Origin of the sequence: Paenibacillus sp. FSL R5-0636 (assembly GCF_037974255.1) — a bacterium.
Taxonomy (GTDB): Bacteria; Bacillota; Bacilli; order Paenibacillales; family Paenibacillaceae; genus Paenibacillus_AQ; species Paenibacillus_AQ odorifer.
The window spans coordinates 3,772,477-3,791,904 of record NZ_CP150232.1; the positions used below are offsets into that span (position 1 = coordinate 3,772,477).

Genomic DNA, 19,428 nt, shown 5'->3' on the forward strand with positions numbered 1-19,428 from the left:
CAGCTTTTTTGTAACTTCCAAAGCGAAAACTAAAATCCTAAGCTCTCCTCTGCATCTACTTCAATCATTTCTTCTTCCTTACGTCCATACCAAAGAAGGAGACTAATTAGAGCAAAAGCGATTAAAGCTAACAAAGGAATCGTAATAAATCCGAAGTAGTTCAAGTAATCTTTATTACAAGGAACACCAATTGTACAAGGTAGAACTTTACTTAACGCTGGAATCTTCTGTTCCGCATAATGATAGATTGAGATACTGCCACCAATCAAACTTAATGGAAGCACATAAGGAATGATGCGCTTATCTCCACGGAAAGTGGCAATTCCCAACAAAAATAACTGCGGATACATAAAAATCCGCTGAAACCAGCAAAGCTTACAAGGTTCATATTTCAAGACTTCACTTAAATACAAGCTACCAGCTACAGCAACCAAAGAGACAAACCAGGCCAGATAGAGGCAGTTACGCTTGCAAAAAGATAGGAATTTTGTCACTTTGCCTCCACTGCTTTTGCGGCGGCGTTAATTTCAGATGTAATCGCTTCAATATCGAAAGGTTCAGCCGTTTTCACCCCATTAATGTAGAGCGAAGGCGTAGTTGTCACGCCTGCGTCAGTTGCCAACTGAATGTCTTTCTTCAGCTCATCTGCATAAGTTTTCTCTTGGATGTCTTTACGCAACAGATCGTAATCGATCGCTAATTTCTCTTTTTCAGCAAGGCTTATCAAGAAATCCTCAGTGGCCCATTCGTCGCTCTCATCCCCTTGCTGCGCATATACAGCATCATAGAACTTCCAGAATTCATCCTTATTCTGATGGTATACAGACAATGCAGCTAGTGAAGCTGTCTCAGAGTCAGGACCAACGAAAGCCATATTTACAAAGTAAAGAGCTGCTTTTCCCTCGTTGACAAAATCTTGAACAATTTTCGGTTTCATGGAGCCAGCAAACTGGGAACAAGCTGGACATTTGAAATCGCCAAATTCAACAAGCTTAACAGGTGCATCCTCATTACCAATCCTAGGTAGCTCACTGTAATTGAATTCTACCGGTTCTCCTGTAGAGACATTCTTTGCTGCATCTTTCGAAGCTAACATAAACAATCCAACAAAAATGATAACTACTACAGCTATTGAACTAATAACTAAAATTCTCGTTTTCTGCTTCTGTTGCTCCTGTTCTACCCGTCGTTTCTCTTGTTTGCTCAACTGGGGAACATTTGGACTTTTTTTAGGTTTACTCAAGGAGAATTCCTTTCTGTCCTCTAGGGACTAATGTAGTTTTTATCATATACATTTAAAATTATATAATTATTAATCTCTTTTTGGCAAACAGTATAGTCAAAAAAAACAGCGTGACTCCAAAAGGAGAAACGCTGCTCTTATTTTAAAAATATATAATTCCATCAAGCTCCAGCTTCTTCATTCAATAACTGTAACCGCAATAGCTTAATTCGAGAAATTCGCTTATTCTCAGTCTCTTCTACAATAAATAGATGATCATCAAATTCTACGGATTGCCCTTTTTGAGGTGGATTAACCTCCAATTTAGAATACAGCCAGCCGCCTATCGTATCGTAATCCTCAGTCTCCATATGAAGACCCAAAAGATCATTAATCTCTTCAATAAGCATCAAACCGTCAATGGAGTGTTCATCCTCGCCAAGCTTCTCAACACCGGGACGTTCCTCATCAAATTCATCCTGAATTTCTCCAACAATTTCCTCCATGATATCTTCCAATGTCACCATTCCTGAAGTTCCACCATATTCATCGATCAATATGGCGATTTGTGTCTTCGCACGCTGCATAACTTTCAGCAAAGCGCTAATCTGAATGGATTCCGGCACGGTTAATATTGGACGAATTAATTTCTGATAACTTTGCGGGCGATCCTTAATTAAGTCCTTTATATGGATGAAGCCTAAAATATGATCCTTATCACCATCACAGACGGGATAACGTGTCCTCATGCCATCATAGGCAATCTCAAGGTTCTCCTCAGCAGAAACATGATTATTCAGACAGATCATCTCTGTCCGCGGAATCATGATCTCCCGAGCCATGGTATCCACAAATTCAAAAATATTGTCAACCAAAGCCATTTCAGTATTATCGATAAAGCCGCTTTTGTTACTTTCCTGCATGATAATACGAATTTCTTCTTCCGTATGCGCCGTTCCCAGCTCTGAAGCCGGGGCTAATCGGAAAATTTGCAGTAAACCACGCGCCAGCCCATTAACGATCCATATCACTGGATACATGATTTTGTAAAATACATTCATCGGTCCTGCTGTTAGTAAAAGGACAGATTCAGCCTTGTTAACAGCAATGGTCTTAGGTGCAAGCTCACCTAATACGATATGCAAGATAGTAATGAACATAAGAGCAATAACCAAAGATACAACATTAACAGCAGTTTCTCCTAAACCTATGCTTCCTAATAAAGGCCCTATAAGATTAGCTATAGCTGGTTGACCCAGCCACCCTAATGCAAGAGAAGCCAATGTAATGCCGAGCTGACAGGCTGAGAGATAGCCATCCAGGTTGCTGACAATGCTTTTTGCATTAAAAGCTTTTTTACTACCTTCTTCAATCAGGGTATCAATTCTACCACTTCGCACTTTCACCATTGCATATTCGACTGAAACAAAAAATCCATTTAACAATACCAACAAAATAATAAGACCAACATGTAATATACCGGGTAAAGGGTCGCTCAATTTATACTCCTATCCACCATTTTCCGTACATGGATGGATAGGCCCACCTCCTTCGTTTTTTCAGAGTATTGGCAAAATGCTCGCCGTTTGTTCCTTTCAGTATCAATTTCCCAATGGTTTCATCTCCAGTCTAGAATCACGTTTTTGAATATATACTTTATTATATTATTACATAGCCCATAAAAACAGGTCAAAACCAGTGTAAAAATATGATCTATTTTTACTGCTCATGGACACATACCTCTCAATAGTAGAAACAGGTACAAACTAACGTAAAGAGATTATGTGATTTTCCCGTGATTTTATCGAGTGATTTTTTGTTATAAACGTGTTTCTTCTATATATATGTTAATTCTTTGGAACCCGTCCCGTCAACCGGAGCACCTCCAGCTTACGTTGAAGATCCAATTGCCACTCATGATCATTCGTAGCACTCGCTAGTCTGGATTGATTATCGATCATCAGACAGTCCCAACAATACCTAGCGTTCTCCCGTAAGCAGTACTGCAGCTCCTTGGCTTCTTCCAGTGTGAGAGGTCCATTCAGATTAATATGAAAGATCTCTGCCAATCGTAAATGTACTGATAACATATGAATCGCTCCCTGTATTAGCTTCCTGATACAATATATTATATATGCATGATGTATCAGGATGTTGATACACGCATGAGCTAGTTGATACATTTATTTTGCTACTGTATACTTTTGGAAAGGGAGGCGTGTCCATGATTAAGAATCATATTCGGAGTATCATGGATTTGCAAGGAGAGTCTATACGAGGAGTTGCGAGAGAAACGGGGCTTGCTATTAATACGGTGTCTGGGTTATATCATAATACATCTAAGCGTGTGGATATGGAAACGTTAGATAAACTCTGTAGGTATTTAAATGTGGGTACCGGAGATTTGATTGAATACATAGAAGACGAAGAACCCCCGTCAGCATAATTGCTGATGGGGGTTTAATTATGTAGTGACCCGAATTACATTGTCGATCTTAATCCAATTATAATCATTCTCCATTTTGAACTTGATCTGTCGCAGTTGTCGATCAACAGCTAACACAACACCACTTACATTAATATCCTGCCCTGGCTCAAACAGAGTTATTGTTATCTGCTCATTGTATTTCTTGGAATAAGTAAACAAATGATCAATCAGTTCCCACTCTTGCGAATCGAGTACTGGCTTACTGCGCAGGCTCTGTGCTCTTTCATCACTGATGATGCGTATTTTGTGCTCAGGTAGCATCATTCTGCTACAGTCCCAAATGCTTTCTAGTTTTTTCACCATGATGTCTACCCTCCTAATAATCTATCCAATAATCTATATTACTTCCATCTATCCCCCATGATATCGCTGCTGGCTGATCCTTTATGCGCTCCCATCCTTCCAATACTAAGGCAGTTTCTGGTTGCTTTCCACTTTCCCACTGAATGTATGACTCACCGGCTAACTCTTGAAGCCCTGCCCTTATTTTGTCCGAAGTCCGACCGCACTTATTTTCTAGTTGTTCCATTGTTGGCATATAGCCGTGGTGCACTGACGAATGCCGCATGATCATTAGCAGTTTGCGCGCAGTGTCACTAAGCATAACGCTGTTCCTTCACAGGTTGCCAAGCAAGTATATTGGAGACTAAAAAGACTCTGGGGGCGCGTGTTGAAAGACAGGTGGCTCGAATCTGACCATCACGGACTCCAAGAACCTCGATTTTACGCTGAGTGATCTTGCCAGATTTATCCTCATATACGATTTCTACTGTCTGGCCGATGGATATTTTCATGTGATCGCCTCCAAAAATAAGAACGTTTGTTTGTATTATAACCGGGATATGGTTTCTTAATCAATGGGAATTCTTACAGCAAAAAAATCACCACCTTCAAAATGAGGGTGGTGATTTTTGCTTAAATTAGTACAATAGACCATTGATTTTGTTGATTTTCGATGGTAAATTGTATATATAAACCAAGCGAACTGATCGGAGGTCAGCAGTCTATCTGCTTACTGAATATCCGGGTTCGCTTTTTTATTCTTTAAATTTTAAGAGGTCATACATTCTTATCAACTTTTTCATGATTGATTTGAGTTTGTTATCTTTTAAAATATTCGGATCTTCGGTAAGCCGTTCCCTACAATAGTCACCTAAAAGTTCCACATCAATTTGTGCTGGTGTTAACATTTGTATATATCTTAATTGCGCGCTTATATTTTTTAGATTATTCTGAACTATAGCTTCAATTGATGTATGTCGCATCGCTTGGCGGCTTCTTCGAATTGTCTCGTTTTCTAGTTTTCGAAATGAGTAATTTTTAAACTGCTCAAAGTCTTTGGGCAGATCTTCACTATATTTTTTAATATACTTAAAAACAGGTAAACTACCATTGGTACGCTTTAATAATTCTGGTAAGGATTCTTTTATTAGAAGTTCTTTATTGAATTTCCCTTCATCAAATAAAACATCTCTAAATATTTCTTCTGCAGAGATACTTTTATAGCCGCGCTTTCCGAGTTCGAAAAGTCCGAAACCAATTAGAATTTCAACGTCCCCCTCCAATAACCTATCATCGGTTGACGCTAAAACACGTATTTTTTCATGTCCTTCTTCTGATAAAGCCAACTCATAGATATTTTTTCTTACTTTTCTATAAAAACTTGTTGAATATTTAGCTTTGTTACTAGCAATCACCTTTAAAAGATCAACATAAGAATCCGTTACAATCTTGGTCATGCTTATAGTTTTCCCATTAGTAAAGGATCGACTGTATGGGAAAACATCTGTTATCTCGTGTCCAGCTCTCCATTCTACAAAAATAAGTCTATCGCGCAGTTTATTTAAATTTTCATCGCTCAGACAATCAACAATGGATTTAATAATAGCCTGTACATTTTCATCATCCAGAGAATAACCCAAAAATATGATTGGATGTTCTACGAAAATAGTCATTAGTTTAGCAGCGAGGTAGGCATTTCGCTTCTCGAAGTTTTCATAATCTCTTGAGTTAATAACTACTGAATTGGGTTGCGTAGAACAACCATGAACTTTATAAATCTCATTTACCCCATATGTGGGTGAGAATATTAATTGCTCTTGTCCAATATATACTTCATACTCTGGAAAAATGTGTTCCATTAACAAATCGTAATTGGTGGTTAATACTCCTGCTATAGAATTTATTCCAACTTCTTTTAATAAAGAAATTTCCTCTTGATAATTTGCAGAAATCGTCTCCATATCTATTGTTTTGAAATAATCAGCTAATTCCAGTTTAAAGGGAGTTATTCCGCCTCGAACTTCTTCTCAAAACTTCTCTCTTCTCTCTTTGTATGATTCCGCATCAAACCAAAACTCATTGAAATCATTCTCAACGAAGTCGGCCATTTTAGTCATTAGATTATTCATTGTTAGTGGAATATTTTTCTCTAAAAGCACTTGTTTCGCTTTGTTTTCATATTTCTGATAAGCAAATTCGCTTGGATCAAGGATCCGAGCGAATCGATCAATTATCCCAGGCCAACTTTCTGTCGATATATACCTTCTAGAGATACCTGAACCAATGAATAAAAAAGGTAAAGATTGAGATTCTTTTAGCAAGTCCTCTATTTGATTAATGTCAGCCAATCCATTCACCTGCTTATCATCAGATATAAAATAGCCCTGCAAGCCGAAGCCTGCAGGGCTATTTCGCCGATTCTTTCGGACTGCACGTTTCGGTGCTTCCGACTCGTGTAAATGGAGGATACCACGTTTGTCACATTCTGTAAATGAGAAAAAGCCCACCAGCCGAAGCCAACTGCATATTATATTTCTTGAGTAAGTATAATACCTTATTCATGAGGCCAGTAAGATTTCCCCAAAAAGGAGTAATTCTAAATGGAAATAATAAATGTTCATTTAGGCAAAACTGTTCGAGACAAAGATGAAGTGGAGTTCACCCTATTCCACGAAGGAAGGTCAGTTCGTTTTAAATGCACACGGACTGATTATGATTGGAATGTTTACTATTATGCAGTTGAAGAAAATAATTGGCTACCCAAAATAGGCGAGTTTAAAGATATTATCAAACAGAAAACTGGTTACATACTACCTATAACCCGCCATCAATTCATCGAAGAGATATGGAAGAATAATCAGCTCAACCAGAAATAAACAACAAAAATGCCCTCCATGATAACGGAGGGCATTTCTTTAGTTCTTTGTCAGCACTGTCGCCTTGTACTTGAGATAAGCATCCTCGACTGCTGCACGGATTTCCTCAGTGGATACCTTGATTCCTTTGGCTGCCAATTGATCTGAAGAATAAAGAAGCGCCTGCTGCATCTTCTCTTCTCCGCCCAGATCCTTGTAAACAGTCTGAGCAAAGGCAAAACCTTCTGAAGCAATCTTATGCAGGAGTTCACGTTGTGACACAGATAGCTTTGCATCAAACCATGAATTTGCCTTTTGTTGTAGCAGCGCCGCCGCCCGCAGTATCACCGTAGCCAACACACCGATAACGGCCATCACAATGGCAGTGATATAAGGTTGAGCTTGATCAATAACAGTTTGCATATAAACCTCTCCTATTCTGTCGGCATCCCTGCAGCTTTACGGAGGTGATTTGCCGTGTTATTGTAATAAGCCATTGCCGTCTTGTCTCCCTTAAGCTTGGCAGCATGCCAACCAGGCGACAGCCACCGGAAGATAAGTTCCTGAGCATTTGATTTGTAAAGCTGCTGAAACGGAAGGGCCTGCTGACCTGAATGTAACGGGATCCGAGCAGCGATCCGCAGATTATTGGCCAAGTTATGAAAGTGAGTTTTTCCGATTGTATCTTCCATTTTGTGAGCAGCGAACCATGCCGGAGAAACATAATCATCAATTAGGGTCTGGGCGACGTTAGTAGGTAGCTGAACGGCAGCAGGCGGCACAATGGTAACAGGCTCCTCCTTCATCTCCGAAACAATATCGTACATCAGGTCCTTAAGGGTCTTGCTAATGGTCGCTAATGCTTGATCAATATCTCTCTTACGTGCCGGATCGAGTTGCTTATGACTTGGGATATGTGTCAGCGGATTAAGTCCCCACTTGTCACAACAGTAGGCCAGATACCAGACGAAACGCTTGTACGCATCAAGGGTATTGATCTTGCCCCCATAGCACAACTCCACTCCTAGAGCGATGTCATTAGCATCATCCCCGTAAAGCTTATTATCAGTGGTTACGTTATATAGGACATGCCATGCACGCTCAGCTGGATCGGGTCCAGTCCCCGTTGGGATAATCTCCAAAATCTTCTTGTCGTCGATGAATACCTGTGCGGAGGCTGAACGGTTAATAAGGGTCTGGAAATAATTGAAGTGATTATCCGCTGTGGCTCCGGGATTCCCGGTATCATGGGCAACTAAAAAGCCCGGCGTACCCGATACAAGCTGGGTGCCGGGCCGAACGTTCTGTCGCTTGTTGATGTAACGTCGCTCAATTGTATATTTATTTTTGATCATATTCTTCATCATCTCCCTTTTTATCAATCTTCCGCAACTGCACGAACTGATCGTAGCGTCCAGAATGTGTCAACCATGCCAAAGAAATCAGTCCACCAGTTGTCCCAATCTGTGCAATGGTCCAGCCTTCCAGTAGCCACTCAGATAATTCGGGACTGGAGAATCCAAACACGACAGATGCCCGAATTAACAGGGCGATCAGCATTTTAAAGGTGTAAGCCCCCAAGAAAAAAAGCATCGCCAGCATGAAGACACTGACGACGCCTTTTTGAAACCTATCGTGAAAATATGATCTGTGCTTGAACAAAATGTAAATCGCCGACCCAATAGCAATGACATAAAGCAGCAGCAATAAAACATCAATGAATCCCATGGCGATCCCCCTTATCGTAAACCAGGTATCGAGCAAATCGATTTCGTTCGATCTCTTCCTGTATTTCTTTTGACGACTCTTTATAACGAAGAATCGTCAGTGTCACCCGGCGAGATGCAGTTTCCATCTCCTTCTCTTTCTTTTTATGCCAGGAGAATCGTTTGATTAGTTTACTCAACACGTTATCCTCCCCTATCCTGGTCATTGCCGCTGGCAGCAGCATGATCTATTTTCAGTCTTTGTAACACTTCCAGTGTCGGAGCCATAAAGTCGGCTCGTTCTTTATCCAGAATTGCCTGTAGTCGGTCGCGGTCCTCTTCAGCGCGATCTAACAGTTCTCGCGGGACTAGATCGCCTTTCATTACTGCCCTCCACTGTAAGATCACAAAAAACAGCAGTACAAGCGCAACCAGATAAGCAAGGCCGTATTTGTCTGCTAGCGGTAACAGTTTTTCTAAGTTCGATACATCGTTACTATTCATTCCCCCGCTCCCTTCTCTCTCTGTTTAGGATACCAATCAACTTCGAATCGGTTTCGAAGGCACAAAAAAACACGCTCCATGTCGGGCGTGCCTTCTACATTACAACTTCTTCTGTTTTTGCCTCAGTCTCTTGTGGCGGTGGTTCTTTAAGCCTTTGGAGATCTGCCAGCGCTTCACAGACCTTGATATCAATTGCCTCAAGGATCTCTTGGTGTCGGCTAGGATGGTGATTTAGAATGACGGAAATAATATCTACAACTTCTTGCACCGGCTGAGTGAGATCGATGGATACCCCGATATTTGTTATTTTCATATGGATCATCTCCTTTCACGAAAAGTAAAGAAGCCCCGTTTTGGCGAGACTCCCTTGGAGACATGTTTAATTTATTTTAAACCAAGCACCACCTGTACCATCATAACTTCTAGAAAAGGCGATTAATGGCGAGGCATCTTCTTGTTTTACCTTGAAAGCTACCCATCCTTCGTGAGACGATCCAACATAAATATCAGTATCGATAGAAGGGTCAGGGGTAACCACACTTACATAGTCATAAGCAGTTCCTGATGTTGAAATCAATCTGAAGTATGCTTCTGTCATGTGAACTGCAGCATCGGATTCTTTATAATTAGATATTTTCAGATTCACTTTCGCCAAGATATACTCATATCCAGCCCCAGCTTCATCATTAAACATATTTGCATCTTTGATTTTCTGCCAAGCAAATTGACCTCTCAAGACTTCGGTTACACTAGCAGTTCCCGAGAAACCATAGTCTTTATTAATAAAATTAACAGTTTGACCAAGCGCAGCTGGTTTAGTTCTTGAAGTCGCTGCAGCTGATTGACTTGTTGTTGAGGTGTTGTTAGAACCGGAGGATGAAACAGATCCTGATGGTGATCCAATAATTATTTTCTTCCCTTGGATACCTATCTCTGTCCCTGTTGCATCTGCCACGGCTCTTAAAGGAGCATATGCCGAACCATTGATGATAGCTGCCTCAGCAATTTTAGCACCATCCTTCTCAATGGTGAACACTCCTTGTACTTTCTGACCGAGCAGTCCCGATGCAGCAAACGCTGACGCACCCCCGAAGACTAATGCTCCTGCAACAAAACCTGAAATGAACTTCTTCATTTATGTCCCCCCTATGGTATTTTTATCCTATCCTACCATTGGCCTATCATCTAGTAAATGATTTAATTTTGAAGTTGCTAGTGCTAGTTGTGACCTAAGATCAACTAGTTCCTTTTTTTTTCTGACTTCATCTCCATTCTAGGGAATAATAAAGAGCCCTCATCTGAGGACTCATTGTTCTTGATTTCTTATTGTTGTCCAGCCAAACATAGGAGTGAATGTTTCAGTTTTCCCAGTAATCACATTCAATCTGACCGGAACCCTTCCGCCGTTGTTTTCATATTCAAACTCTAAGTATCGGTAGGGAGTTGGATAAATTAAGACACTGAAGGCGAAAAGTAACAACAGAACTGCAGCTACCCAAACAATAGGTTTCTTCACAAAAGCCCTCCATTAATTAAAGATCAATGTCGAAAATTATGGTCAATCCACCTGCATCTTCATAGGCCTTCAGCACTTTCTGCATTGCTTGTTTCTGCTGTTTAGAAAGTGTCATATCATAATGACGGCTTTCTCCAGAAGATCTAATAATGACCTTCTCAGCATTTGCGATTTTCCGAACCATATCGATGGTATCTTTATCAATGTACGTCTCGTAATACTCCCAGACCCCATTGCTGTTGTTGTCTCTTACGACTTCTGAGTATTCTGGAGTGATCTCGAAAATCTCGCCATCAGCATTAATGGTGTATTTATCAATAAAAACCCAATCATCCCCAGCATATTGGATTTTAAAGCGCGGATTAGAAATAACGCCATCCTTGGATTTTGAGAAATATACATACGCATCGTTTTCATCGACGTACTCGGAAGCTGACTGAGCGTAGAAGAATGAGATCTCACGTACTTCATCCTTGCCCTCTCGCAGACCGGACAACGCTTGTTTAATCTCTTCTGGAGACTTGGTTGGCTCAACTTCATCTGGAGACGGCGAAGTCGACGCATCACCCACTTCATTATTAGTCTCCTTATACAGTTCATTTGTCCAGGTTAAGACTTCCTTTGTCTTTGGATCATCTGGATAATGACTGTTCAAAGTATCCCCAGCAGTTAGAAGACTTTTATAATCTCCAGACTCATAATATTCCTTGGCCTCATTATATAAGTTGTCCAGGCTTGGAGCTGCTGTTACAACAGGCGAAGGAGACGGGCTTGGCTCAGCTAGTTCATTATTAGATGAGCACCCTGAGAATAGAATAACGACTAGCAGCAGACAATTTATTTTTCTGTTCATTTCTATTTCTGCAACTCAGCAATCTGAGCATCAATCTCGGCAAGTTGCTTTTGAAGATCAGCGAGTTCAGTCTTACGTTTTTCGACCAGTATTTTATAGTCATCGGCCATTTGTTGATTTTGTTTCCCTAGTGTCCCGTTGTTCTTCAGTTCCTTCGCAAGAGCTTCCAATGGAGGAATCACATTTGTTTCTAGATCTGCGATGTTTGCCTTCTTTTTTGCTATTTCCGCCTCAATACTCGCCTTTTTCGTATCTAAGTCCACTGCTTCCGCCTTTGTTGACTCACCAATCGATGGTGTTGTTTCCGTTGTACTTTCCATGATTATTTTTTTCCCTTCCACCTTCAGTCCTGTTCCAGTCGCCTCTGAAATAGCACGAACTGGCGCATATGCAGAACCGTTGATAATGACCGCATCACCAATCTTCGTTCCATCCACCTTCTGAACTGTAAATAATCCTTGCACCTTAGCACCAATTAACGGTGAGCTTGCAGCTGCAAAACCGACTGAGCCACCAAGCATAAGTGCAGCGGTCGTGATGATTATAATCTTCTTTTTCAATATCTGACCTCCCATTTTTGTAATATACCAAGTATATCCAAGAGGTCAACGACATGGTAGGATATTTTTAAGAAACTGAGAATGAACCTCCCCAGTTAACTGCACCAGCAATTCCGTGATTATGAGATCCAAGATTAACGGTGAGAGAATGCGATATGCTGGTTTTTCAGTTCAACGCATTCCACAATGCAACGATAGAACTATTAATAGAATCGAGTACATTTTGTAAAGTCAAACTATCTGAATTAGAATAAAGCGCTCCCCATGATGGAATCCTAATGTATCCGCTTGACGGATTCAATCGAACATTTGATCCAGAGATAGTTGCATCACCAAATCCTTGAAAGATAAATCCGGATGTAGGCGAATTGAAAATTGCTGACTCATTTCCATTTGCTAAGAACCTGATCTTACTTACACCGCCATCATAAGCCGGAATCAATATTCCACTGTTCGGATCAGAGTAAACTCCAAATGCTATAGATGAAGGATCGATCTCCACTCGCGGATAAATACCAGGTGCAGCTGTCCGGATCTTCGCCCCCGTTATGGTGCCAGCGTAAAAGTCTGTCTCATATACCGAAGAAGCCTCGATCAAGCCTGTCAATGTAATCGACCTTGCCACCACATCGCCGTTCATGTATACACGGAAGGGTGCTGAATGAAAATCCGAACGACCCGCAGCTATCCCGTTAAGATTGATCTGAGTAACGTTCTCTCCCTCGCCGATCTTCATCTCTACAAAGTTACCAAGAATCCCAACAACAGCCGGAGCTGAAACTCCATTTGCGGTTATTGCCGTCATAGCCGTAGCGCTGCCGTCTCGAGTAACAATGATTCCGTTTGACGTCATAATGACTTGATCGAGAGCATTAACAGTAGACTGAAGTACTATCCCTCTACCGTCATACTTAATCTCTGTCTTAGATGCGTTGATGTCGATAACAGCCTGCTTCGCAAACTCCTCGAAAGCTGAAGCGCGAACCCGACCTCCGGATAACAGATCATTTAGAATCTGTTTGCTCCGCTCGAGATCTGCCAACACCTGCGTATCATCCCGCATCTGATAATTGGAGAGAGTAGCCTGGCTATGTTTATCCATGGAGAAAGGATATTCTGTAAGTTCCATCACCCGGCAGCTCACTCTCTGTAACTCTATATCAGGGTCATAAGCATAAACCGTATCTCCTAATCTCGGTTGTTGCTCATCTGGATCAATCTTATAGATATCTGCCGCACTAACACCGATCTCAAACTCTGGCATCTCCTTCTTTCGTAAAACCTCCCGAGTGGCTATTAGCAACTCTTCTGGATCTTCAATGTTTTGATCGATCAATTCTCCGTCATAAAAGATATTGACGTTATTGGTCCAGTATTGAGCATAAGGTGAGATCAGGTAATTGACAGCCAGTTTGTTGTCTACGATTGCACCAGGAACGGACTGCAGAAGACTGCGCTCTACGGTGGTCAGGAAGTCAGCAGATAAGCCAATGAATGTCCGACTGTCCTTCATCTGCGAGAACATCCGAGTTGTCAGATTCGAATTATCATCCTTGAAACTATCACTGATGATATTCTTACGGATCCGGTACTCAAAGCCATCATCGCTGCCAATACGCTTATATAGATGAATCACAGTATTATCCGGTTCAATCTCACAACCATAAAGATTGACAGCGTCCTGCAATGCAGCCAGCGCCGTGGTCGCTCCCCAGTCTTTTACGTCTCGGAGATCGAAAGTATTGTGCAGAACAAAGGTGTACACATAACCAGTTGCGGCGCTAATCTTATCTAACAACACACTAATATGAACACCATACGCCTCATCGATATATTGATCATACGGAATCTTGAAGTCGATCATCTTAAACATGATATGTGTGCAGAGAACTTGAGCGCTGATTATCTTGTTGTTACGATCCCGGGCGCGTGATTGAACGACATAAAATTGGCCACGCTCGTCTTGAACGTGGCCTTTAGGTATGATCTTTTCTTTGTAGTCATCGCTCGTCATCGGAACGGTGAAGGAGATTTCATAATCGCTATTAAGTCGACGTCGGCGTTGAACGTCGGTGCACTGGACTAGTAAGCCAGTTGGGGATCGGTTACGGTCAAAGGATTTAAGGTGCTTTTGCATGTTGTAGGCTCCTTTCATGAAACAAAAAAACCGCGCTCAATTTGGCACGGTTGGTTGTGAGTCTCCTAGACTAGGCAAGTCATCGTCAGGTTGAATTATTGAAACCAAGACTGCCAGCAGAGGAGGAATGCAAGAAGATATTATAAGTGCGACTTTATATGCAGTCCCACCCAAGAAGAATAACTTATATATAAACATGAAAAACACCACAAGATGAATAAAGAAATTTATAAAGAACTCAATAATTAAACCAAACACTAGCCACAATACCTTCTTAATTATGCCATCAGGAAATCCATTAACATAATCCAACCAGGTCCATTTGACTCCTCCCCAAATGACCCTCCCACTTAGTGATATTCCATTCTGTATACCATGAATCATGGAGAGATCGCTGTCTAACTTAGTAAAACTTTCAGGGAATCTTTGGGCAAAATCAGTGTCTAAAACCTGTATTTTCAGCGTCCCTCCTTCTTTAATAAAGTAATTTGTCATTGCCCCATAAACTACTAATCCAAGAAGAATAAAACTTAATATACTTGCCACTACTTTTCTTTGAGCATACCACATCCATTAATCTCCCCCAATAATCATATGGAACAATAATACGATATATGGGATATAATTCCTATAGAAAAATCAGAAATTTTAATGGAACAAAAAAGAGCCTTCGGAATGATCCGGCAGCTCTTTTTTCATGTCCATTTTCGGTTGTCCAGTAGTGAACAGTATAGTCCTACTGTACTTTATACTTTTGTATTTGTACCGAATCTATTGTAAAACTACCACCTCTAAATACTGCTGGAACAATCATCAGAAAATTAACGTCATCATCAATGTAGATCTTCTGAGATTTCTCAAAACGGTTAATTGGAAACTTATAGACGGTGTTCTCTGATATTTCCTTCGTGTTTTTACCAGTCCAGTAAATAGTCATATAATCGTGGATATAACCGCCTTGGATGTTTAAATTAACCTCTGTCACAATTCTGTCATCGTTCAATAATTCGTCATGAACTTTGATGATGGACGGCGCTTGAGGGATGTTTTTAAAAGTATTCTTCGTCAAAGAAACGCTATTTTCGACTAGCACTTCTTCCGCACCATAAAATTTGCTTGATACCGGTTCAGAAGACTTCACTGATTCGACCGATGTTCCAAGATATCTGCCTAAGCGATACTCTGACATTTCCGTATTGATATTATAAGCAAAGAAATAAACGCTGTAGAATAATATGATCGCAAACGCAGTAGCAATTACCATAAATCCATAACGGAAACAACGTTCAAGTAAACCTTGCCACTTAAATAAAAATTCATTTGAGGTTAAGACTTCTCTTTTCTTGAAAAGATCGACAACCCTTTCTAATAAAACCCCTACAAGTATTATCACAAATGGTATTGATGGATAGACATATCTGGGTAACCCATGAAACGGCATGTTCATCAATGTAAATGCTATAGGAAAGCATGATAAAAATAGAACTTCTTTTCGACATTTTTTCAACAGAAAAGGAATGGCGATAACACAAGGAACAATTATTAACTGTTGCAATGCAATAAGCGGCCTAAAATACTTGAACGGATGCACTAGGCGCTCGTCCCAAAGATCACCCCACATGTATTGAAAGAATCCAAAAATTCTCCATTTGTAGTAAACTGCAGGGTTTGGCGTTAGGTTACTTTTCAAAACATTCTCTAAAGACTGATTATTAGTAGCTGCCATATCAATAAAGTATGGCACTGCTCCCCAAACCTTAGGACTGTACCCTGCGTCCGAAAACAATATAAATTTGTCAAACGTTACCCAGTTACGAATCCACCACGGGAGCATAAATAATATAATGATCCCAATAAATACAACTATATTTCGAATAATACTTTTCTTGTCCCTCCTGCCATATACCAATAAAAATAATATTGCAAGGGCTGCAAACGGTAAGGCCAAAGCCCTGATGTGAGTAGCGCAAGTCAAAATGGCTGCGGATAACCCAAGTAAATAGATATTATTATTCTGAAGGCTCTTTAAGAAAAAATAAGTAAATGCCAAAAGCAAAGTCATAAACATTTGCTCTGTGAGCATGCGATCAATATTGTATAATAACCCCGGATAGATTGTTGCTAAAGCAAGTGCTATAAACATATATACCTTTTTGATTTTTGTTAGTTCAAGAATTTTATAAATCAAGAACAATGAAACAATACTCAAAAGCACTTGTGAAATTAACACCGCTTTAGTTGATTGTCCAAATAAGAAATATATTATTGCAATAAAAACCGGGTACCCCGGCTGTAATTTTGGTGTTGGGACAACCTCGGTAATTCCGTTAAACATATCTCCGTTAATATCAAAGGTTAGAGTACCATATTTCAAAAGGTTCTCGGCGGCATAATGGTATGTTGTTTCATCCCCCCAAATTATTTCTCTCGAAGTGTCCGCTATATTAAATCTCATAATAATTGCGAATACAAACACCAACAACAGAATTGAATAGTAAATCAGTTTTTTTCTGGTCATTTCAGAGTAAACACCTCGTATTTGGTAAAATTTATGCTCAGTTATTTCAAACCAAGCGTAAACTTAACTTAATTTCCTGTCAATGCTCTAAGTGGTAACCAATCTGTTCCTAATACGTTCCCGGCACCAGCAGTCATTCGCTGGTACCCAAAAACAACATATTTGTTCGGAGTTGTTCCTGATTGAACCGGTGTTGATTCATACACGATTTTTCCGATATCCGACGGCACCCAACTTGTACCTGTTGGTGTTCCTGTCGAATAAGTCTGTCCATTGTAAAGGAATTTCCCGTTTTTAGGGTAGTAAATAGGCAATAATTCTTTCCCTGATAAATATTCGCCGGTAACGTTCGACCCCAATGAAACAGATGCTATTTTAGAATTTGGGCTTGCTAAAGACACTTCATGCAGACCTCTAACAGATATGTGGCTTGCATTTTGTGCTGTCAACATCGTCGCTGTATTTATATCAGCATTTGTACCATCACCCACTGACGTATATCCATTTATGATAAGGGTTGAAGCGTACACATCCATCGCTGTTGCAATAGATCCTTCACTTGCACAACCGATCATTGTTATACCTTTAGACGATATATATTCATAACCGATTCGTGCATAGTCAGCAGCACATGCAATCAAGGTGCTGTAATAAGCTGTACCTATGTGATAATCAACATCACAACTTGTGGCATAACAATGATCTAATAAACACGTTGTGATCGTTCCACCATCAATGAAATAACCATATTTGTCTCCTGATCTTCCTGCGTAACAATCTCGGAATGAGACAATCCATGTATTATTAACAGCGAAACACTTACTCCACCCGATAGATGTCACTTTATCCATTGACACAAACGAATTAAGTTCAGGGTTTGTTGTACCACCATTAATGTGTATACCTATTCTCTTTTCTGTTTCTTTGTTAAGGACATAGATACTTTCAAAGTGAACATTATCCGCCGAAGTAATATTAATCGCTGGTTTGGTTAATGGCTTTCCATCCATAAAGAAACCAAGGATAGATCCACCACCGAAAGTCGCATTTTCACCTACCAGTTTTACTGAGGTTGGGATTTCTAGTGTGTCTTGTATTCGGTACCAGTACTTTACAGCAGGTATATAAACTATCCCTCCCAGTACCGATGCGGCTGCAATTGCTTGTTTGAACGAGTTTGTGTCATCTGAGTTATCACCTTTGGCCCCATAATCTTTAACGTTAAAGAATAGATCTCTTTTTTTCACAGTATCCGCCAGCTGCGAAGCAGTTGCAAGTCCAACGTTGCCCCCCGCGTGCCCCACGTATACCTCACCCGTATCTGTGGTAATCGCCGGCTCCCCCACGGAAAGTGTCGGTAAAGCGGATTTTAACCCGCGTCTGAACTGTATTTTATTTGCCATAATGCACCTCCTAAAATGTGCCGCCGTCAATGGTGTCGGATACGGATAGATATCCCTGAGCTTTAACAAATGCAGTTGAAGCCGCCTTAGTACTGTTATCCGAAGTGGCTTGAGTGGTCACTACTGGATTAGTGAACGAAGGGTTAGTAAACATTGTTGCTTTACTCTCATTAGTCACATTACCCAAGCCTACATCCGACGCAGACAGTGTAACAACTCCGGTCTTACCAGCCACACTGGACACTGCCGCCGTAGGTGCAAGGATTTCCTGCCAATTAGCAAGCGTAGAAGCACCAGATAACCGGAGAATAAACGTTTTATTTAGATCTGTCCGAACTGCAATATCTCCAACCTCAGCCGTCAAAGCTAGCATAGCAGCTTGTGAAGCGACGACAAAAGTATCCGATATCGCTAGTGCGGGCAAGATACTATCGTCCAACTTACCATTGGCTCCGATCAGTGGAACGTTTCCAGCTGCTGTACCCGTATTTTTACTAGCTGCTGTGCCTGCATCACTGATCTTAGATAATGTCAGCATCGGGATATCAGCAGCTGTTATTTGTGTGGCGCTAATAACCTGTCCCTTTGCGTTAATCGTTAATTTGGTGTAAGTGCCTGCCGTAGCAAGATTGGGGAGAACCACAGTAATAGTAGCGTTGGCTGATCCGTCAAATGGTGTGGATCCGGTAGCATCTCCTGCCAGCGCAATGGTACGAGCCGTTTTTAGCTTAACAGCTGTTTCTGCGGCCGCTTGGTCAGGATTCACCATGACCTTATCTCCGCTGCCTGTACCTACGTAAACCTTACCTGTATCCGTTGCGAGTGCCAATTCCCCCGCTTCCAGTGTTAACGCTGGTACATTTGCAGCGAGTCCACGTTTTATTTTAATTACTGGCATCAACATGCCCTCCTTTAGTATGTTCCACCATCAATAACTGGTCCTGTTGGATCATCTCCGTCAAACGATCCTCCATTGATAGGCATGTAATTCAAGTAGTTTATTAAATTAGACATTTCACCATCGAGTCTAGCCTTCAATGTTGGGTAAGTTACCCCGCTTGAAGCGCTCACTCTAGCATCCCTCGCTTCCGGTCCGCTATCACCTGCATTAATAATAAGATTATTTATACGAGAGTTCTGAGAATCTATAGCCTGTTTGATATTGCTGGCTCCAGTAACTGCACCTTCATAGGTCACATGCTCTGCTGAGTGAGCTTGCGTAGATTCTTTGTGTTCTGTGATATCGCTCTGTGCTCCAGTGATCCTTCCTTCATGATTGTTTAAATCCGCCTGGATATCAGCGTAATTGTCATTGTGTCGCTGTAGGTTCACAAGGTCGAGGAGCTTGGTAATGGTTCGTCGATTAAAAATCATATCCGCACGC

27 protein-coding genes are annotated in these 19,428 nt (G+C 40.9%); 2 read left to right on the top strand and 25 right to left on the bottom strand.

Annotation, left to right across the window (positions count from 1 at the left end):
• Nucleotides 1–29 precede the first annotated feature (29 nt).
• From MKX34_RS17040 to MKX34_RS17055, 4 genes are all read right to left on the bottom strand, one after another.
• A complete protein-coding gene (locus MKX34_RS17040; protein ID WP_036687553.1) occupies nt 30–494 on the bottom strand; it encodes a disulfide oxidoreductase in 465 nt (154 codons plus the stop codon).
• Nucleotides 491–1,207 (bottom strand): DsbA family protein, encoded by a 717-nt coding sequence (locus MKX34_RS17045; RefSeq protein ID WP_076099347.1) that lies wholly within the window; start codon nt 1,205–1,207, stop codon nt 491–493. Before MKX34_RS17045 ends, MKX34_RS17040 begins: the two co-directional genes overlap by 4 nt.
• A gap of 197 nt (nt 1,208–1,404) precedes the next feature.
• Nucleotides 1,405–2,721, bottom strand: coding sequence for a hemolysin family protein (locus MKX34_RS17050; protein ID WP_036687555.1), 1,317 nt, complete (start codon nt 2,719–2,721; stop codon nt 1,405–1,407).
• A gap of 348 nt (nt 2,722–3,069) precedes the next feature.
• Nucleotides 3,070–3,312 carry a hypothetical protein gene (locus tag MKX34_RS17055; protein WP_076143587.1) on the bottom strand — a complete coding sequence of 81 codons (243 nt, stop codon included), beginning with the start codon at nt 3,310–3,312 and terminating at the stop codon, nt 3,070–3,072.
• A gap of 134 nt (nt 3,313–3,446) precedes the next feature.
• On the opposite strand from MKX34_RS17055, the gene MKX34_RS17060 reads away from it, so the two are divergent.
• Nucleotides 3,447–3,668, top strand: a complete 222-nt coding sequence (locus tag MKX34_RS17060) for a helix-turn-helix transcriptional regulator (RefSeq protein WP_076296591.1) — start codon at nt 3,447–3,449, stop codon at nt 3,666–3,668.
• Between the two features lie 18 nt (nt 3,669–3,686).
• Here MKX34_RS17060 and MKX34_RS17065 read toward each other — a convergent pair whose 3' ends face one another.
• From MKX34_RS17065 to MKX34_RS17085, 5 genes are all read right to left on the bottom strand, one after another.
• Entirely contained in the window at nt 3,687–4,013 is a 327-nt protein-coding gene (locus MKX34_RS17065; RefSeq protein WP_076296590.1) for a YolD-like family protein, read from the bottom strand.
• A gap of 13 nt (nt 4,014–4,026) precedes the next feature.
• A complete protein-coding gene (locus tag MKX34_RS17070; protein ID WP_339202895.1) occupies nt 4,027–4,239 on the bottom strand; it encodes a hypothetical protein in 213 nt (70 codons plus the stop codon).
• Between the two features lie 67 nt (nt 4,240–4,306).
• Nucleotides 4,307–4,504, bottom strand: coding sequence for a hypothetical protein (locus MKX34_RS17075; protein WP_076296588.1), 198 nt, complete (start codon nt 4,502–4,504; stop codon nt 4,307–4,309).
• Nucleotides 4,505–4,747: 243 nt separating this feature from the next.
• Nucleotides 4,748–5,953: an SIR2 family protein gene (locus MKX34_RS17080; protein WP_081383895.1), complete on the bottom strand. Its 1,206-nt coding sequence runs from the start codon at nt 5,951–5,953 to the stop codon at nt 4,748–4,750.
• 66 nt (nt 5,954–6,019) lie between these two features.
• Nucleotides 6,020–6,340, bottom strand: coding sequence for a hypothetical protein (locus tag MKX34_RS17085; protein ID WP_143763728.1), 321 nt, complete (start codon nt 6,338–6,340; stop codon nt 6,020–6,022).
• Nucleotides 6,341–6,592: 252 nt separating this feature from the next.
• On the opposite strand from MKX34_RS17085, the gene MKX34_RS17090 reads away from it, so the two are divergent.
• On the top strand, nt 6,593–6,868 hold the full coding sequence (locus MKX34_RS17090; protein ID WP_076296585.1) for a hypothetical protein: 276 nt from the start codon (nt 6,593–6,595) through the stop codon (nt 6,866–6,868).
• A 39-nt stretch (nt 6,869–6,907) separates the two neighbouring features.
• Here the strand turns inward: MKX34_RS17090 and MKX34_RS17095 are convergent, their stop codons facing one another.
• The 16 genes from MKX34_RS17095 to MKX34_RS17170 form a co-directional block, all read right to left on the bottom strand.
• Nucleotides 6,908–7,270, bottom strand: a complete 363-nt coding sequence (locus MKX34_RS17095; protein ID WP_076296584.1) for a phage holin, LLH family — start codon at nt 7,268–7,270, stop codon at nt 6,908–6,910.
• An 11-nt stretch (nt 7,271–7,281) separates the two neighbouring features.
• Nucleotides 7,282–8,202, bottom strand: a complete 921-nt coding sequence (locus MKX34_RS17100) for a peptidoglycan recognition family protein (RefSeq protein WP_076296583.1) — start codon at nt 8,200–8,202, stop codon at nt 7,282–7,284.
• Nucleotides 8,189–8,575, bottom strand: coding sequence for a hypothetical protein (locus MKX34_RS17105; protein WP_076296582.1), 387 nt, complete (start codon nt 8,573–8,575; stop codon nt 8,189–8,191). The genes MKX34_RS17100 and MKX34_RS17105 overlap by 14 nt, the downstream gene beginning before the upstream one ends.
• Nucleotides 8,562–8,756, bottom strand: a complete 195-nt coding sequence (locus tag MKX34_RS17110; RefSeq protein WP_076296581.1) for a hypothetical protein — start codon at nt 8,754–8,756, stop codon at nt 8,562–8,564. Before MKX34_RS17110 ends, MKX34_RS17105 begins: the two co-directional genes overlap by 14 nt.
• Nucleotide 8,757: 1 nt before the next feature.
• Nucleotides 8,758–9,057: a hypothetical protein gene (locus MKX34_RS17115; RefSeq protein ID WP_076138979.1), complete on the bottom strand. Its 300-nt coding sequence runs from the start codon at nt 9,055–9,057 to the stop codon at nt 8,758–8,760.
• Nucleotides 9,058–9,151: 94 nt separating this feature from the next.
• Nucleotides 9,152–9,370, bottom strand: coding sequence for a hypothetical protein (locus MKX34_RS17120; RefSeq protein ID WP_076296580.1), 219 nt, complete (start codon nt 9,368–9,370; stop codon nt 9,152–9,154).
• Between the two features lie 66 nt (nt 9,371–9,436).
• On the bottom strand, nt 9,437–10,192 hold the full coding sequence (locus tag MKX34_RS17125; RefSeq protein WP_076296579.1) for a hypothetical protein: 756 nt from the start codon (nt 10,190–10,192) through the stop codon (nt 9,437–9,439).
• A 171-nt stretch (nt 10,193–10,363) separates the two neighbouring features.
• Nucleotides 10,364–10,573 (bottom strand): hypothetical protein, encoded by a 210-nt coding sequence (locus MKX34_RS17130; protein ID WP_076138977.1) that lies wholly within the window; start codon nt 10,571–10,573, stop codon nt 10,364–10,366.
• 16 nt (nt 10,574–10,589) lie between these two features.
• A complete protein-coding gene (locus MKX34_RS17135; RefSeq protein WP_076296578.1) occupies nt 10,590–11,426 on the bottom strand; it encodes a hypothetical protein in 837 nt (278 codons plus the stop codon).
• A 2-nt stretch (nt 11,427–11,428) separates the two neighbouring features.
• Nucleotides 11,429–11,986: a hypothetical protein gene (locus tag MKX34_RS17140; protein ID WP_076296577.1), complete on the bottom strand. Its 558-nt coding sequence runs from the start codon at nt 11,984–11,986 to the stop codon at nt 11,429–11,431.
• Between the two features lie 166 nt (nt 11,987–12,152).
• Nucleotides 12,153–14,123 carry a prophage endopeptidase tail family protein gene (locus MKX34_RS17145; protein WP_076296576.1) on the bottom strand — a complete coding sequence of 657 codons (1,971 nt, stop codon included), beginning with the start codon at nt 14,121–14,123 and terminating at the stop codon, nt 12,153–12,155.
• Between the two features lie 36 nt (nt 14,124–14,159).
• Nucleotides 14,160–14,693: a hypothetical protein gene (locus MKX34_RS17150; protein WP_076296575.1), complete on the bottom strand. Its 534-nt coding sequence runs from the start codon at nt 14,691–14,693 to the stop codon at nt 14,160–14,162.
• Between the two features lie 166 nt (nt 14,694–14,859).
• Complete coding sequence (locus MKX34_RS17155; RefSeq protein ID WP_076296574.1) at nt 14,860–16,641, bottom strand: glycosyltransferase family 39 protein; 1,782 nt, start codon at nt 16,639–16,641, stop codon at nt 14,860–14,862.
• Between the two features lie 68 nt (nt 16,642–16,709).
• Entirely contained in the window at nt 16,710–18,044 is a 1,335-nt protein-coding gene (locus tag MKX34_RS17160) for a glycosyl hydrolase family 28-related protein (protein WP_076296573.1), read from the bottom strand.
• Between the two features lie 10 nt (nt 18,045–18,054).
• Nucleotides 18,055–18,942, bottom strand: coding sequence for a hypothetical protein (locus MKX34_RS17165; RefSeq protein ID WP_076296572.1), 888 nt, complete (start codon nt 18,940–18,942; stop codon nt 18,055–18,057).
• A 14-nt stretch (nt 18,943–18,956) separates the two neighbouring features.
• Nucleotides 18,957–19,418 carry a hypothetical protein gene (locus MKX34_RS17170; protein WP_076201022.1) on the bottom strand — a complete coding sequence of 154 codons (462 nt, stop codon included), beginning with the start codon at nt 19,416–19,418 and terminating at the stop codon, nt 18,957–18,959.
• Nucleotides 19,419–19,428 lie beyond the last annotated feature (10 nt).